Origin of the sequence: Pseudomonas sp. NFACC41-3 (assembly GCF_900109505.1) — a bacterium.
GTDB lineage: Bacteria > Pseudomonadota > Gammaproteobacteria > Pseudomonadales > Pseudomonadaceae > Aquipseudomonas > Aquipseudomonas chlororaphis.
In genome coordinates this window covers 1,309,832-1,325,805 of the sequence record NZ_FOAE01000001.1, presented here as the reverse complement: position 1 = coordinate 1,325,805, position 15,974 = coordinate 1,309,832, and the positions used below count along the sequence as shown (strand labels likewise).

Sequence of the window (15,974 nt, the reverse complement as noted above, 5' to 3'; positions counted from 1 at the left end):
GGAGATCTCGAAGAAGCGTTATTTAGAGGAAAAAATCCACGCGGAAGTAGATCGGCGCTTCGCGCTCGCTCAAGGCATCCGGGCGTTCCAGGGAGTGGGCGAAGGTCACGCTGGTGGCCAGGTGCTGGCCGCGGGCGAACAATTCGATCGAATTGCTCGACATCCGCCCATGCTGCTCGCCGTTGTAGCGGTCGCCCCGGATGACGCCCTGGTCGTAGCCCAGGCTGCTGCCGTACTCAGTGAACAGTGGCTGGAGCCAGGCCCAGGTCACCGGACGGCTCCAGCGCAGGTCGTTGCGCCAGTAACCGCCGCTGTCGCCGGACAGCGACTGATCCTTGTACCCGCGAATCGACGACTGCCCGCCCAGGCTGGTGCGCTGCGGGCTGAACAGCACGTCTTCGCTGCGCTGGCCGGTCATCAGGCTGCTGAAGCTGAACGACTCGCCCCACAGCTTGAACGGCTGCAGGTAACTGAGGGTGGCGGTGTATTTGCGGTAACGCGCATTCGGCTCGCCCGGTCCCGGGTGGCCATTGTCCTGGGCGTCGAAAGCGCCAATGCCGTGCTGCATGCCCAGGTCGAGGTTGACGAAGGCACCGCCGATGCGCCGGCCATGGTTGATGCCGAACTGGGCTTCGCTGAGGCGGTTGCTGCTCAAGGCCAGCTTGCTGTCTTCGATGAAGTTGTTGGTGCGCAGGTAGGCCAGGCCGGCATTCAGCGAGGTCTTGCTCACCGCGTCACGCAGGATCACCCGCTCGGCGCGCAGCTGGTGGTTCTGGCTGTCGCCGGTCTGCTTGAAGCTGAAACCATTGGCCTGGGCCTGGGAGCGGTACTCGCTCTGGCTGTAGGTGTAACTGAAGTTCCACCAGCCCCAGGGCAGGTTGTAATAGAGCATGGCGTTGTTGGAGGTGTGCTGGTGATCGCTCATGGCGTCGTGGCCACCGCGCAACATCAGCTGATCGGCCAGCCCCAGCGGGCTGTCCCAGTCAAAGGTGGTGCCCCACTGCTGCTCACCGGTGCTGCGCTGGCCGTCGTTGCTGCGCGACAGCCCGGCTCGCCAGGGCTTTTGCGCGGTGTTCTTGACCAGCACTTCGCTGCCACCGACCTCCTTGCCGGGCGCCAGCTCCATTTGCGCCTGGTTCGACGGCAGGCGATTGAGCTGGTCCACCAGTTGTTCGATTTCCCGTAGGTTGACCCGCTCGCCGACCTGGCCGGGAAAGGCCATGGCCAGCTCGCGCTCGGACAGCTGGCTGTCGGCCGCGCCCTTCAAGCCTTCGAGCCGGCCCTCGACCACCAGCACCTTCAAATGGCCGCCGGACAGGTCCTGCTGCGGCAGGTAGGCACGGCTGGTCACCAGGCCCTTCTCGAGGTAGTGATCGGTGATGACCTTGAGCAGCTCATTGAGCTGGCTGACACCCAGGCACTGGCCGATATAGGGCTTGAGCAAGCGAGTTTGCTCGGCGGCGGACAGGCTGTCGGCGCCCTTGAGCTCGATGTCCTTGATCGGGAAGCAGCGGGTGTCGGCAGGTGCGGTCGGCGCCGTAGGGGCCGCCTCTTTACCGGGCAGGTCCTTGAGTTCTTCCAGGCGCCGGCGCTGCTCTTCGAGCAGGCGGTCCTGGCGTTCGCGGATCAGGTCGGTGTCACCGGGGGTGGGAGCGGCATGAACGAGGTGCAGTGGAGTCAGGCACAGCAAAGCCAGGCACAACCTCCCCGCGAAGGCGGGTGAGTACATGTTCGGTCCCTCGAGACAACTGATATCAAAATAGTGGCGCGATGTTAATTTGCCATTATTTTGCCGTCAATCATCCGCCGGGCCGGCCGATAGGCGCCGGTCTTCTCCATGGATCCGGGCAGAAAATGGCAAACCCGCGGACTAGAGCCTTCGCCTAGGTTTCAAGGGGTGATGGGCACCTGTGTGGCAGGTCTGCAAAAAAAGGGGCGATCAACGATCGCCCCGAACTGTGTTGCCACGAGAGAACCTATAAGGTCAGTTGCCGCCGCTCCTCCTCGGTCAACTGCTGGCGCGCCTGGTCGCTCAGCGGCCCGGCGCCCAGCACCTGCACCGGGCTGTCCGGGTTGTAGCCGGGGTTGGCCCGGCTGGCGCCATCCCGGGTCGGCGCCAGGCGCTCCTGGCCGAAACTCAGCACCTGCACGCTAAACACCGACGGCATGTTCTGCCGCGCCGCCGCCTGCTGCTGGCGCGCCACATCCTCGGCGGCCTGGGTCGCCGAAGACGCCGCCGAACTGGCGGACGTCAGGGCCCCGGTGTTGACCGACGCCACCACCGGAATCCCCGAGGACTTGCCCTGGGTCTGGATATTCGCCGCGTTGACCACTTGCAGGGCCGCGATGTTGACGTTGCCCGAGACCCGGATCCCGGCCTCGCCGGCGTCGATGGTGCCCAGAGGCGCAATCAGGTCGATATCCCCCGGCGCCACCTCGGCAATCGGGTTCAGCGTGGCGATACCGGCCCCGGTGCTCGGCACCGACGGCGACAGGGTCACGTTGCCCCAGTTGTCGTAGACCCTTCTGGGCGGGGTGTAGACCACGGTGGTTTTCGAGCCACGCCCGGCGTTGATATCGCCCTCGGCCGACCAGCCAAGGATCGAACCGCCGAAGGTGGTCATGATCCGGCTCTGGCCCAGCAGGATGCTGCCCTGGGAATACAGCTGGATATTGCCCTGGCCCTGGGTGATCACCCCCGCCGTGGACGGTGGCGCCTCGCCCTCGATGCCAAACACCTGCTGCCCGCCCGGGGTGAGCATCTGGATATCGCCGCCAACATTGGTGTGCACCCCGGCGCCGCCATACAGGGTGATATTGCCCTGGTAGACGATCGGGTTGCCGGCCACATCGGTATCCGGGAACAGCGCGGCAATGGCGTTGCGCCCGCGCAGGTAGCTGCCCTGGCGCGGACCGTCGACCTGGTTGTACTCCAGGCCGCCGGCGCGCAGCTCGGCAAAATACACCTGGCGCGCGAACAGTCCCTGCTCCACCGCCGGCAAGCTGGCGAAGTAGGCCCGGGCCTGCTCGTCGCTGCCGCTGAAGCCGTAGCGCAGCTTCAGCCAACTGGCCAGTTCCGTTTCGTAGGTCTTGGCCACCTTGCCCGGTTGTGCGGCCAGGGACGCGCTGTCGCTGGCCAGGTTGGCCGGGTCCAGGTAGCGCGCGGCAAAGGCCGTGTAATTCGGCCCACTGGCCCCGGCCCCCGCCTGCAGGACGATGCTCGCCCCCGGTCGGTTGTCGCCTGGTACCAGGGCGCCGAGGCTGGTGATCGACGCCTTGTCTTCCATGCGGATATCGCGCCCGGCGTTGATTTGCAGCAGCCCGGGCCCCGCGACATTGAAGCTGCTATAGAGGATGTCGCGCCCGGCCGAGACCAGGGAAATATCCAGCGGATCGTTGTGCACGAACAGGTTGCCGCTGCTCGCCCCCTCGCCCAGCAAAGGCACAATGGCTGTCGCCTGCCCCAACTGGGTGCCGCTGTTGACGATATCCCGACCGGCCAGCATCCAGACCGGCGCGGCCGCGTCGTACCAGGTCCGGCCCGGGCGCGAGTTGGAAGCGTTGAAGTTCAGTTGCTCGCCCGAGCGTATGCCCACCAGGTCGCCGGCCATGGCATAGAAGCGCGCCGGCTCACGTCGGCCGCCGAAGGTGGTCAGGGTGTCGCCGCCAAAGGCGAAGAGCGGGAAGCCACCCATGCCTTGCGTGGAAGACAGGCCATCGGGGCTGAGATTGCTCACCAGCAGGCGCTCGCCACCGCCCTGCTCGCGCCCTTCAAAGGCCGGCATGAACGGCGTCGGCAGCAGGCGGCTATCGGCTCCGGACTGATTGAGCGCATAACCGCCGGCGAAGATCGAGCCGCCGGCCAGCATCTGCAACTGGCCGTTGGGCGAAGGTGCCAGTACCAGGGAATAAGGCGAGTTTTTCTGGCCACTGTCGGTAGAGAGCGCCGAAGAGCCATAGTACAGGTTGCCGCCCGGGGCGACGGCCCGCAGGATCGAGGGATAGATAAAGCGCCCGTCGGTCGGCGAGGTATTGAGTTGGCTCCGGGGGGTGTCATTGCTGCCCACAGCCAGTTCTCCGGTCTGTGTCGAAGGCGTCAGATTGCCCCCCGCCGAGAACAGGTCGATGGCGGTATGCTCGGTCCAGAGCGAAAACCAGCTACTACCGCCGCCCAGGTAGGTAGTGCCGTCCAGGCTGAACGCCGACGTATTGTGCTGCCGCGTGCGACCCGGGTCGACCGCGCCACCCAGCACCAGATCGCCGCGGGTGGCGAGGCTGACCGTGGCATCGCCGGGGACGATCACCAGGCCGCCGGTGGCACTGGCCACCGAGGACGAATACGGATCATAGGCCCGCACTTCGCGGGCATCCTGGTTAAAGCTGAAGCGGCCGAAATTCTGCTTGATACCGCCCATGGCCCCGGCATTGGCCTGCACATTGCCCCGTAGATTGATCAGGGCGCCGTTCAAGTCATGGTTCTGCCCTTGCGCGGGCCCACTGCGAACACTAGAAGCCCGGGCGTCCAGGGAAGGATTGAGGCCGCCACCGATATTCAGCTTGAGGTCGCCCCCCCCGGTCAGGGTCAAGCCGCCATCGGCGCCCACCCGCCCGGTGCTGCCCACCGCCAGGATCAGCGCCTCGCTGCGCGGCGCGGCCAGGGTTGTACGGTCGCCACGGCGCAGCAGGGTGCCGGCATCGGCGCCGACCCGTACCTCGAGATTGCCGCCACCCAAAGTACCGACTCCGGTAAAGCCGGTGACCTGCGGCATGGGCGTGCCAATGGTCGGGGTGACATAGGTCCCGAAGTTGATCCACCAGGCAGTTGGAACCGTCTGGTCCACCGCCGCAGAGCCACTACCTTGGCGCCATAGCCAGTTGCCTATGCCGACACTCGATAGGGCACTGCTGCCTGTGCTCTGGCCCTGGTCGAAGGTACTGCCCAAGGCATCGCCACGCAGGCTGCCCGCCGTCGACAGCAGCAGGTTGCCGCCCTGCTCCGGGTACCAGGCCTGGTAGAGGCTATCGCCTTCCACCAGTTTTTCGTAGGCCGCCACCTGCTCGTCGAAACCAGCTTTGTAATTGGCGTCTCTGTACAGATCGAGGTTGTCGTAAGCGCCCAGTACCGAGCCTTTACTGCCCACGCCGCGGGTTGCCGCATAACCTGCGCCCATGGCCTCGGACTCGGTGCCGGCGGTGTAGACGCCGAATACCGATTGCATGCTCAGGTCGCCGCCGGAAACCAGGTCCAGGTCGCCGGTGCCGGTGCGCAGCACGCTGAAGATCGGCGCCATGGCGCGCACCGCGATCACCTCTCCGGGCTTGTCGGGTTCGCCTGGCTCACCGGGCTTGAAGACGCACAGTCCCGGTGCCCAGTCGCAATAACCATTAGCCACATCTTCCGGTGACAGCGGCTGCCCCACTACGCCACCCAACCAGCTCCAATCCGGGCTTTCCACCTCAGGCCCCCAAACCCAGCTATCGACACTGGGCTTGAATTCACACAGTCCCGGCGCCCAATCGCAATAACCGTTAGCTAGATCTTCCGGCGACAGCGGCTGCCCCACCACGCCGCCCAACCAGCTCCAATCCGGACTCTCTACCTCAGCCCCCCAGACCCAGTTGCCCCCCGGCTTGCCAGGAACGATCTCGCGGTCCCTGAACAGCGAGTAATGGGTATCGGCCAGGATCAACTGGCCATCGACCACTCGGGGCTTGACGCTGCGGGTGTCGGCCGCCTCGGTGTCGGCACCGCTGACCAGGCGTAGCGACCAGGATTGCGAGCCCTCGGGCAGCAACCCCGCGATCGCCCAGTTGCGCCCCTGGCTTTCGCCATCGGCCGGACGCAAGGCCACCGACAAGGCACCGTTGGGCAGCTTGACGTCGGTTTGGGACGGGATCAGCGCACCGGCTTTCAGCGCCAGATCGCCATTGAGGGCATAAGTGTCCTGCTGGCCGCTACTCGGATCGAGGGTCGCTGGCAGCGCCACGCCCTTGGGCCAGAGCATGGCCTGCAAGGCGGTGCGCGTGGTCAACAGAGTCCCGGCGCCGAGCCGGGTGCCCACAGGCAGGGTCACCGCCTGCTCCAGCAAGGTGCCGGCGGCGTACAGCAGGCTGCCGTCGGCGGCGCGCACATCACCGCGCACGACGCTGCCAGCATCCAGGGTCAGCGCCTGCGCCAGGCGGCCCTCGGTGGGCAGCACCACGCCACTGGCGAAGGTGGTGGCCTTGATCGGCAAGTCGTAGTTGAGGGTCTTGCCGCCCAGGAACAGCGAGCCATCGGCCAGGGTCACGCCCAGCCCCGGCACCACCAGCTCGCCGCCGAACGGCTGCATGCCGGGCAACAATACCCAGCCGGCATCGTCCGGGGTGGCGGGCGGCGGGGTAAAGCCATCGGTGACGCTGCCGCGCACTTCGAGGTTGCCGGCGGCGCGGATCGCCAGGCTACCGGTCTCGCCGGAGCCGTAGACCGCGGTCCTGGCAAAGTGCGGATTGAGGCTGGCATAGCGGTAGCCGGACAGGTCCAGGTCACCCTGGATCACCACGTCCCGCTCGCTGCTGATCTGCACCCCGGGGCGCAGGTGCAAGGCATCGGCATAACCGCCGGCGGTCAGGCCGGCCAGCTTGCCGTCGAGCAACGCGGTGTTGGCCAGCGCCGCGTCGATGAAGGCCGTGCTCTGGTCGTGCTTGCGGTTCATGTAGGCCTGGTCGATCACCCGGTACGGCCTGCCGCTGGCGGCGTCGCTGCCGTCCTTGAGCAAGGCGTCACTGTCGCTGTCGTCATAACGCCAGGTGCCATTGACCGCGATCGACCTGGCCCCGCTGATCTGCTGGCGGCTGCTGGCATCGATATCGATATCGCCGCCACTGACCCCGCCCAGCCGTGGCGCATTGAGTTCCAGGGTGCCTCGGGCCTGGCCGTCATACTGCCCGGGCTGGCTGCCCAGGGTCGCGGCGGTGCCGTGGCGCAGGTCGATGCGGCTGCCCTCGGCCAGCACCAACCGACCCTCGCCCGACGTGAGGTCGACCACCGCGCGGTTCGGCGCATCGATGATCTTGCCGTAGCTGTCGACCCGCAATTGCGTGCCATGGGCATCGAGCAGCGCCGCCGCGCCCAGGGTCAGCCCGTTGCGCGCCGCCAGGCGGATGCTGCCGACCTGCTCGCCGCTGGCATCCACGGTGCCAAGTACCGTCAGGTGGCCATTGTCCAGGGACAGGTTGATCTCCCCCGCCTTGAGTTCGTTGCCAAGTTGCAGGTCGCCCTGCTTGAGCTGGAAGCTACGCGAACCATAGACCTGGCCTTCGTTGAGGCGCTGGTTGAGGGCCGCGAAATCGCCCACGCCCTGGGCACGGATATCCACCCCGCCGGCCTTGTACGGCACCCGGGTGCCGCCGGCATCGTAATGACCGGAACTGCCGCCGAGGATCGCCCCCAAAAGTTCTACCTGGCCCGCTCCCGGGTCCAGGGCGATGGCGCTCAGCGCCCCGGCCTTGTTGTTCTGCGCCGACAGGTCGATCCGCGCGCCGGCCGCCTGGCGAATATCGCCGCCACGGCTTTCCAGCAGCACATCGCCGCCCCAGCTGTATTTGTTCAGGTCATTGAAGGGCACGGTGCGCCCGGCCAGGTCTAGCCGGGCATTGCCCGCCAGCACCAGGTCGCGCTCGGCCAGCAGGCTCAGCTTGCCGCTGGGCAGCACCACCGCGGTGTCCAGGCTGATGCTGCGCCCCTGCAGCGCCAGTTCGCCGCCCAGGGTGTTGATCGAACCCGGCACGGCACCGCCACCGGAAATACGGATATCGCCGCCGGCCTTGATCCGGCTCACCGAGCCGGCTTCGCCCGTCAGCAACGGGGTAACGATATTCAGCTCGCCGCCGCTGTAGCTGTAGCCCTTGCCGCTCTCGTAGGCGCCCTGGCTCTGGTAGACCGCCAGGCTGCCCTTGTGGTTGGCGGTCAGGCGCTGGCTGGCGCGCAGGTCGACCGTGGCAAAACCCAGGGCCAGGCGATCGAAGGAGGCCAGGCTATCGGGCTGCGATTGCGCACCGTAACCGAACTCGATGCGCTCGGCGGCCAACTCCAGGCGGCCGCTGCCGGTACCGGCGCCCTGGTTGATCACCGTGCCTGGCAGCCCGGCCGTGCCGTTCCAGATCAGGTTCGCGGTGCGAATGCTGGCCACGTCCTCGGCGTCGCCATGACCGTAGATCGCCGGGGTACCCAGGATCAGGTGGCTCAGGCTGGATTGGCCGGTGACCGGGTCCAGGGTGCTCAACTGCGTCGAGCCATAGAAGTTCAACGAATCCCGGGCATTCAGGGTCAGGGTTTCCAGGGCCGGCGCGCCGCGCTCGCGGTCGCCGCGCAGCAGGCGGTCGAGCACCTGCTGGTTGAGGGTCAGGCCCGGTGCCAGGGTATGGCCCGCGGCGGCTGCGGCCAGGCTCTGGCCGCTGCCGACATTGACCCCACCCACCGCCAGGGTCAGGTTGCGGGTGCCATAACGCACCTCGTCCCCCAGTTCGAACAGGTTATCGGTGGCCGCGGCCAGGGTGCCTTCGGAATACAACTGGGTCACACCGCTGCAGCTACCGGCACAGCTGCCGATGCGAATACTGCCCGGCCCCACCTGGCCGTTCTGCGCCGGGGTCGGCGGCAGCAGGTCGAGCCAGCCGTTGGACACCGCTAGCAGGCTGGTCCTGCCGGGATCGTAGATAAAGCCATCGCGGGAATCGTAGGCACTGGCGCCACGCCCCAGGGTATCGATCCCGGCGCCCTGTTCCACCACGATGCCACCCGTGGTCATGCCACTGAGGAGCATCACTTCGGGGGCCGACAACAGGGCCCCCGAGCGCAAGGTCAGGTCGCTCAGGTTGGAGCTGAAGGTGATGTAATTGCCGCCCTGGCCATATTGGCGGGTACCGGTGCCGCCGATCCGCAGGCTGGCCGCGCCCAGGGCATTGAGTTGCGCGGCATCGATCGAGGTGCCGGTAAAGCCCGCGCTGGGACCGCCCGCGACGATCTCCATCTGGGAACTTTGGCTCTGGCTCAGCACGCTGGCGACGGTGCCGTAGCCGCCCTTGTCCGGACTGAAGCGACTGGTGCCGGCATAGGTGAAGGACGGTTGCCCGGTCTGGTTCTGCAACAGATTCAGGGTCAGACCCTTGGCGTCGGCGGTCAGGGCAGCGCGCGGAATGCCCAGGCGCGCCGCGTCGCTGACGAGGAATTGAGTCAGGGAGGTTTCGTTGTATTGGGAATAGCGACGCAGCACATCGGCCGAGGTCAGGATCACCTGGCGCGACAGGCTGTCCTGGATCCCGGTGCCGAGGACCGACAAGCGCCCCGAGGTACTCCAGGAGCCATTGGCCATGGCCAGGCCCGGCTGCTGGGCGGCCAGGCCGGCGCCACCGTTGAGCTCGACCCGGAACGCCCCCGGCAGCAGCGCATAGGTCGCCGGCAACAGGGTATAGACCCCCGGCGCCAGTCCCGGCACCCCGGCCTCCAAAGTGATCTGCTGGCCGATCACCGGGTCCAGGGCACCGCTCTGTCCGGCGCCAGGGGCATAACCTGCCTGGTTGCCGGGCACGATGGCGTAGACCGGATTGCTGGCCCGCCCCGGCAGGCTGAAACGACCGTCGGCGCCGATCCGCACCAAGGGGTTGAAACGCGCATCGGTGGAACCGCCACGCCCGGAAATAAAGCCGGCGCCGGTCAATTCGCCACCGCCCGACAAGTCGACCACGGCACCGCTCTGGACATCGATCGACTGCCCCAACAGCGTCAGGGTCAGCCACTCGGGCCCCAGGATGGGATTGAGTACGCTCTCGCCCAGCGGCTTGCCGTCCTGGATCCAGGTCTGGCCGTCCACCGTGCCGCCAAAGGGCATGACCAGCCCCGCCGCGCTCAGGGAGGTCAGGCTGCCGGGTAGCAGGCGCACGGTCGAAGTGTTGTCTTGCGCGCCGCCGTTGAAGCCCAGCCTCAGGCTGCCCTGGGGCGCGCGAACCACCCCGCCCTGGTCGATGCTCTGGGCGGACAGCAGCAGGCTGCCATAGGCCGAATAGGGCACGCCAGGGTCCTTGACGCTGCTGCGGCCGATACTCAGGTGGCGGGTGCGGATCTCGGCACGGGCCAGGGTCTCCGGGTAGAGCTGCGCCACCGTCAGGTTCAGGTCCCCCGGGGTGTTCAGGCGGGTGAAGGAAATATTGCCCGTGGGGCGCAGCATGCGCATGTCTCCAGCGCTGCGCACCTCCATCGTGGCAAAGCCGCGCTGGTCCAACGGCAACTGGCCACTGCCCAGGTTGATGTCGCCATGGGCACCGAGGTTGACCTCATCGCGGATATCCAGCAGTTGGCTGGTCACGGTCAACTGCGCCTGGGTCGCCTGGGTCGAACTGCCACCACGCACCACGGGCACCGTCAACCCTGGGGAGCCGTTATTGTTCCGAGCAGCCTCCGCCAGCCGCACGTAAGGCGCACTGAGCCTGACCCGGGTATCGGCCTCCGCGCCCTGGGCCAGCCCCAGGGAAGCCGAATACAGCTGCAGGCCCTGGCCCAGGGCCAGATCGACATCGCCGTCGAAACTGATCTGGCCGTTGCTCAGCAGGGCCAGGTTGCCAAAACCGCCAGCGTCGACCTGCTCCACGCTGAGATTGCCTTGTCCATAGGCCAACGTCCCGGGAGCCGTCTCGTCGAGGGACCAGCGGCGCTGGCTGATCAGCAGTTCCCGCGGGGCCAGGGGCGTATCGCTGTCCAGCAGGTCGCGATTATAGGCAGCGGTCTCCAGGGCCACCGTCAGGCTGCCGCCCGCCGCCCCCTGGCCACCGGCGGCGGCGCGCAAGTCACCGTCCAGGTACAGGCCATTGAGCGAACTGAGGCTGATACTGCCGCCATTGCTGGCTACGGTCGTCGAACCGGCGCCCCTGATATCCAGGGCGGCCTGGGCGCCGGAAGCCTCGAGGCGCGAACCGGCCTTGAGCTGCACGAACAGATCCGGCGCCGCCGCACGGCCAGTGGCCGGGTCCAGGGTACCGCCGATGACAATGCTGCCACCGTCGCTGACCTTGCCGTAGCGCCGGCCCTGGGCGTCCAGGGCAGTGACCGCGCGCCCGGAAACATCCACCAGGGCATTGCTCCCCAACAGGATCGAGCGCTGATGAAGGGTGCTCAGGGCGTCGGTGTCCACCTGCGGCATCCGCGTGGCGCTGATCGAGACCTTGCCGCCATGGGCGATCAGATGACCGTCGATGTTGATCTGGCCGATCCCGCGCAAGGCGATGGACTGGCCATCGTCCACCCTCACGGTGGCGCCCTGTCCGATATCCAGGGCCACGCTGGCGATATCGGCAGTAGTGGAATCGAGCCCCCCGGTCTGCAGGGTCAGGCTGGCACCGGCGCGCTGGCTCAGGCGGCCCTTGGCCGGGTCCTCCTGGTAGGGCTCCGGCAGCCACGGCTGCAGCGCGCTGGCGGCCGGCTCGCCGGTGGCGACACGGGTCGTCCCGGCGGACTGGGCGTAGACCGGCACCCGCACATCCACCTGGGCGCCCTCGGCGACTTTCAACCCCTGGTTGCCGGTGATGTCGTAGGCGCCGAAGCCCTTGTCGAAAAAGTCGCTGGCCAGGACCAGGGTCGCGGCGTCGGGCGACGTTCCGCCGCCGATCTGCACCTTGCCTGCCTGCAGGCTCAGAGTGCCGCCGCCGTTCACCCCATGGCCCTTGAGCTGGCCAGCCAGGGTCAGGACGCCATTGCCGATGCTGGTGCCGGCATTGGCCGCCAGGGTCAGGTCACCGCCCTTGCCACCACGCAGGCTGCCGTTCAGCAGCAGCACCGCGCCGCTGCTGACATCCACCTGGCTGCCGGCGGCCAGGGTCAGGTCGCCACGGCTGCGCAGGGACACACTGCCGCCATTGACAAAGGCCAGGCCACTGTTGTCCTGCGGCGCCAGCAACAGGTTGCTCCACAGGCCGCTGGTGTCCAGGCGTGCCCCCTCGCTCAAGACCAGGCTGGCCCGGGATGCGGTGGAACCGATCAGGGTGTCCATCAGGTCAGCTGCCGACGATGGCCTTTGCCGCAGCACGTTGCCCAGGGCAATGCGCCCGCCATGGCTGGTCAGCCCGGCATTCACCTGGACCTGCGGACCGTGCAAGGCGATCTCCCCTGCCGGCCCGACCTGCAGGTCACCGTCGACCGTGACGCTCTCGTAGGCGGCGACCCGCACCGCGCCCAGGTCGAAACCGTTGAGTAGCCCGGTATCCAGTTGCAGCCGCCCCTGGCGCTCGCCCAGGACCGAGTCCAGCCCAATGTCCAGGGCCTGGGGGACCTGCCCCGGGGCCAGGACCACCTGCTTGAGGGTGCGGTCGGTGGCCTGCAAGATGTTTTGCAGGGTGCCGCTGTCCTTGTGCCAGAACGGTGTATAGCTGCCGACGAGCAACTGGGCGCCACGGGCCACGGCATTCTGTGCCTGGTCGTAGCCATCGAGCCCGGCCTGGGGGGCCAGGGCCTGGCGTTCGCCCTGGTAGGTGTTGCCGAGCAACTGGCCCTCGAGCACCGCGCTGCCGGTGCCGACCACCAGCTTGCCGGCATCGCGGCCAACGCTATAGCCGTCTTCGTAGCGCTGCTGCGGCGCAATCAGCGGGCTGTAGTAGTAATCGGTCTGGCCCCAGCGCGGGCTGCTGTCCTCATAACCCTTGTAAATACCGCTGTAGAGAATGTCGCCCGGCGCCCGGGACAACTCGTAGAGGCGCCCGTCCGGGCCCTTGAGCCAGGTCTGGCGCACCAGGCCACCCTGGACATCGAGGGTGCCGCCGGACAGGTTGATGCTCGAACCGGCCTGGGTCACCACATCACGCCCGGTGAAGGTCAGGGTACCGCCCTGGGCCATCCACTCGCCCACCCCGTGGGCCTGGGTCCCCAGGTAGCCACCGACCTCCAGCAAGCCGCCGGCGGTGTACCAGCGGTCCGTGGCGTAGCCATTGGTCCCGGCCGGCACATAGACCAGCTCGCGCACATCGACCCACACATCGTTGTTGTTCAGGCTGCCCTGGTCGCGGTTGCCGGCGGCATCGCGCTGCTCGTTGCCCTGGATATTGACCTTGACGCTGTTGGCCTCCATGGCCACCTTGACCCCGACCGCACCCGCCACATCGATCAGCGCGCCGTCGCGCACCAGGCTGCGCTGGCCGGCGCTGACCGCCACCTGGCCACCGGTGGCCAGGGTAATGGAGCCGGACTGGAAGTCCACGGTGCCGCCGCTGACGATCTCTACCCGCGACTGGTCGGTACGGTCGGCCACGCTGCTGAGGTTGTCGAAGGCGCCACCGATGCTGTTACCAAGGCCGCCCAGCCCGGCCAGGCCCGCGTTGCGCTGGCTGTCCAGGGCCGTGCCACTGGCGGCGTCCAGCAGGATCGCCGTATGGCTGCCCTGGCCCAGGGTCACGCTGGAACTGCTGTCGCTGGCCGAGTTGAGCAGGTGCACAGTGCCGCGGCTGTCCACCGAGGTGGTGGCCAGGACCAGGCCGTTCTGCTGCACCTGGTGGCCGGTCAGGGTGATATCGCCGGTGGAGGCCTGGATCAGGCCGTTATTGCTGACCTTGCCGGCCTGGCTGCCGGCCTTGCGGGTGCTGGCCACCTCATTGCCGCGGGTGGTCGAGGTGGTATTGCCGGCGGTGCCGGCGCCCTTGCGGATATAGAAGCTGTCGCCGGCGGCCAGGGTCGCCTGGCCCTTGGGCGTGACCAGGCTGCCGGCGTTGTCCACCTCGCTGCCCAGCAGCAGGACATAACCGCCGGACTCGGTGGACACGCCCGGCGCTCGGGTCTGGATCAGCGCGCCTTGTTGCACCTGGACCTTGCCAGCGGCGTCGGTGAAGGTCGGCTGCGAGCCGATGCTGTCGACATACAGCCCGCGCTCGCGGAACTGGCTGTCGCTGATGGTCGCGGCGGCGGCCACCAGGTTGCGGGTATCGACCTGGCTGTTGCCGCTGAAAATCACCCCGTTGCGGTTGACCAGCATCACCGTGCCGGCCGCCTTGATCTGACCCTGGATCTCGCTCGGCCGCGCCTGCGGGTCGTTGACCCGGTTGAGCACCGCCCAGTCGGCCTGCTGCTGGAAATCCACCGTGGTGTTGCGCCCGACGTTGAAGGTTTCCCAATTGAGAATGGCCTTGTCCGCGGTCTGGCCGATGCTCACCGTGGTCTTGCCGTCGGCCTGGGTCTGCACCGGGTTGCTGGCATTGGTCCAGCCTTTGGTCAGGGTATTCTCGTCGACCTTGAGCCCGCCCTCGCCCAAGCCATCGGGAATACTCGAGGCCGCCACCAGCGCCGAACGCCGCCCGGCCGCCTGGGCCGCCTGCTGCGCGGCGATGGCCGCCACCGTGTTATTGACGTTGCTCAAGGACTGCTGCAACTGCTGGTTGGCCTTCAACTGCTGGGCCAGGGGCGGTGGCGAACCCGGCTTGGGCAGGCTCCCCGCTACCCCGCCGACGCCCGCCGTCTGCTGCGCCGCGCCCTTGCTGGCGAACCAGCCGGCGCTGAACGCCGTCTCGGCCTGGGCACTGCTCGCCACCAGCAACAGGGCAATGGCGTGGGCCAGCGGATTGAGACGCAGGACAGGCAACGCCTCGCAGCGGGTTACTGACTTCAGAACAGGGTTGGGCTTACCGAGGCGCATCGCTCACTTATCCTTTTACACAGTCGCGAAATAGGTCGGCGGCCCACCCGCTGTCACGGACGGAGCGCTCAGGTAGTAGGCGGTTGGCGCCGGCCGGCACCGAACCTTTGTCATGAAAACTTCATCCGTGTGTGGGTTCAGAGCGGACGGCCAATGCCGTTGCAGACGCTGGGGTAGTTCAGGCTCAGGGGGCTGGTAGAAAGCAGGAAGTTGTCGCGCACGGCCTTTTTCCAGACCGCGTCCAGCGGTATCAGGTGCTGCGCGATCAACCGGGCGTCGTTTCCGGCCTCGGGGTTGGGCCCGAAGTGACGCAACAAAAAAATCCGCAAGGCCGTGGCGTCCTGCGGGTCGCGATAGCACTGGCCGAGCAACAGGTAGCTGTAGCCGACCATGGCATAGCCGTAGGCCGGGTTGGCGATATCCGGCGCCCACTTGTGCGGGTCGGCACGATCCATGGCGGTGGCCGGCGGCGGGATCTGCGTCAGGCTGATCGGGGTGATCGCGGTGGGCGGCAACAGGCCGTTGACCCGCGCCACCTGGGCGTTGCTGGAAATATCCAGGCCCGAGGTCCCCGAATAGCCGATGGCGCCTTCGCTGGCGGCAACCCTGGCCAGCAGGTCCTGGTCGCTTCTCTCCGCGCGCCAGTGCCCGGGCAGCGGACCGTAGTGGGCCGTGGCGAACCGGTTGCTGGTGCTGAACGCCTGGGGGCAGAGGCTGTTCAGGTGACGAGTGAGCAGCTCACTGGTACCGCTGCCATCGGCGCGGTAGATCACCGTCACCGGCGTGCGCGAATAGGCCGGGTTGATCTGGTCCCAGGTACTGATGGCTCCGGAGAACAGGCCGCAGAGCGTGCCGCCGTTCAGGTCCAGGTCGGCCACTGGCTGGCCGCTAGCGAGGCGCACTCGGTAGGGAATCGCCACCGAAGTGATCGCCACCGGGACCTGGATCAGCGGCCCCCAGTCCGCCGCCGAGCCGACCATGGCCCCCGGCGCCTGATGGGCGCTGCGGTATTCAGCGAGTTCACTGGCGGTCAGCCGTGACTCGCTGATGGCGTAGTCCACGGAGAACGATTCGGGGTAATCCGGAGTCAGCGCCACGCTGTCATTGGTCAGCAGTGCCCTCTTGCCGGCCCCGCTGCCCGCGGCACGATAGCCCCCCGCCGTCGGCGGCAATACGCCGGGGGTGGTGTAGAAGCCCTGCATCAGGTAGGAACCGCCGCCGTCCAGAGCCGCCGAGGCCGGAGCAGTACAAAGGCCGGTCAAGGCCCCAGCCAGGGCAGCCAACCGATATCTGGACATGGCAACTCCCTCTGTTGCCCGGGATGCCCCA

Annotated in this window: 3 protein-coding genes; all 3 read right to left on the bottom strand. The window is 67.4% G+C overall.

The features are described 5' to 3' along the window. Positions 1-22: 22 nt before the first annotated feature. Entirely contained in the window at positions 23-1,729 is a 1,707-nt protein-coding gene (locus tag BMY68_RS06095; protein ID WP_085531003.1) for a ShlB/FhaC/HecB family hemolysin secretion/activation protein, read from the bottom strand. Between the two features lie 247 nt (positions 1,730-1,976). Beyond that, complete coding sequence (locus BMY68_RS06090) at positions 1,977-14,645, bottom strand: filamentous hemagglutinin family protein (RefSeq protein WP_085531005.1); 12,669 nt, start codon at positions 14,643-14,645, stop codon at positions 1,977-1,979. Positions 14,646-14,782: 137 nt separating this feature from the next. After that, positions 14,783-15,943, bottom strand: a complete 1,161-nt coding sequence (locus tag BMY68_RS06085; RefSeq protein WP_085531007.1) for a substrate-binding domain-containing protein — start codon at positions 15,941-15,943, stop codon at positions 14,783-14,785. Positions 15,944-15,974: the final 31 nt, after the last annotated feature.

Bases quoted from the DNA above. Each gene is read 5' to 3' on its own strand.
- BMY68_RS06095 (WP_085531003.1), bottom strand. From the start codon at position 1,729: ATGTACTCACCCGCCTTCGCGGGGAGGTTGTGCCTGGCTTTGCTGTGC.
- BMY68_RS06090 (WP_085531005.1), bottom strand. From the start codon at position 14,645: ATGCGCCTCGGTAAGCCCAACCCTGTTCTGAAGTCAGTAACCCGCTGC.
- BMY68_RS06085 (WP_085531007.1), bottom strand. From the start codon at position 15,943: ATGTCCAGATATCGGTTGGCTGCCCTGGCTGGGGCCTTGACCGGCCTT.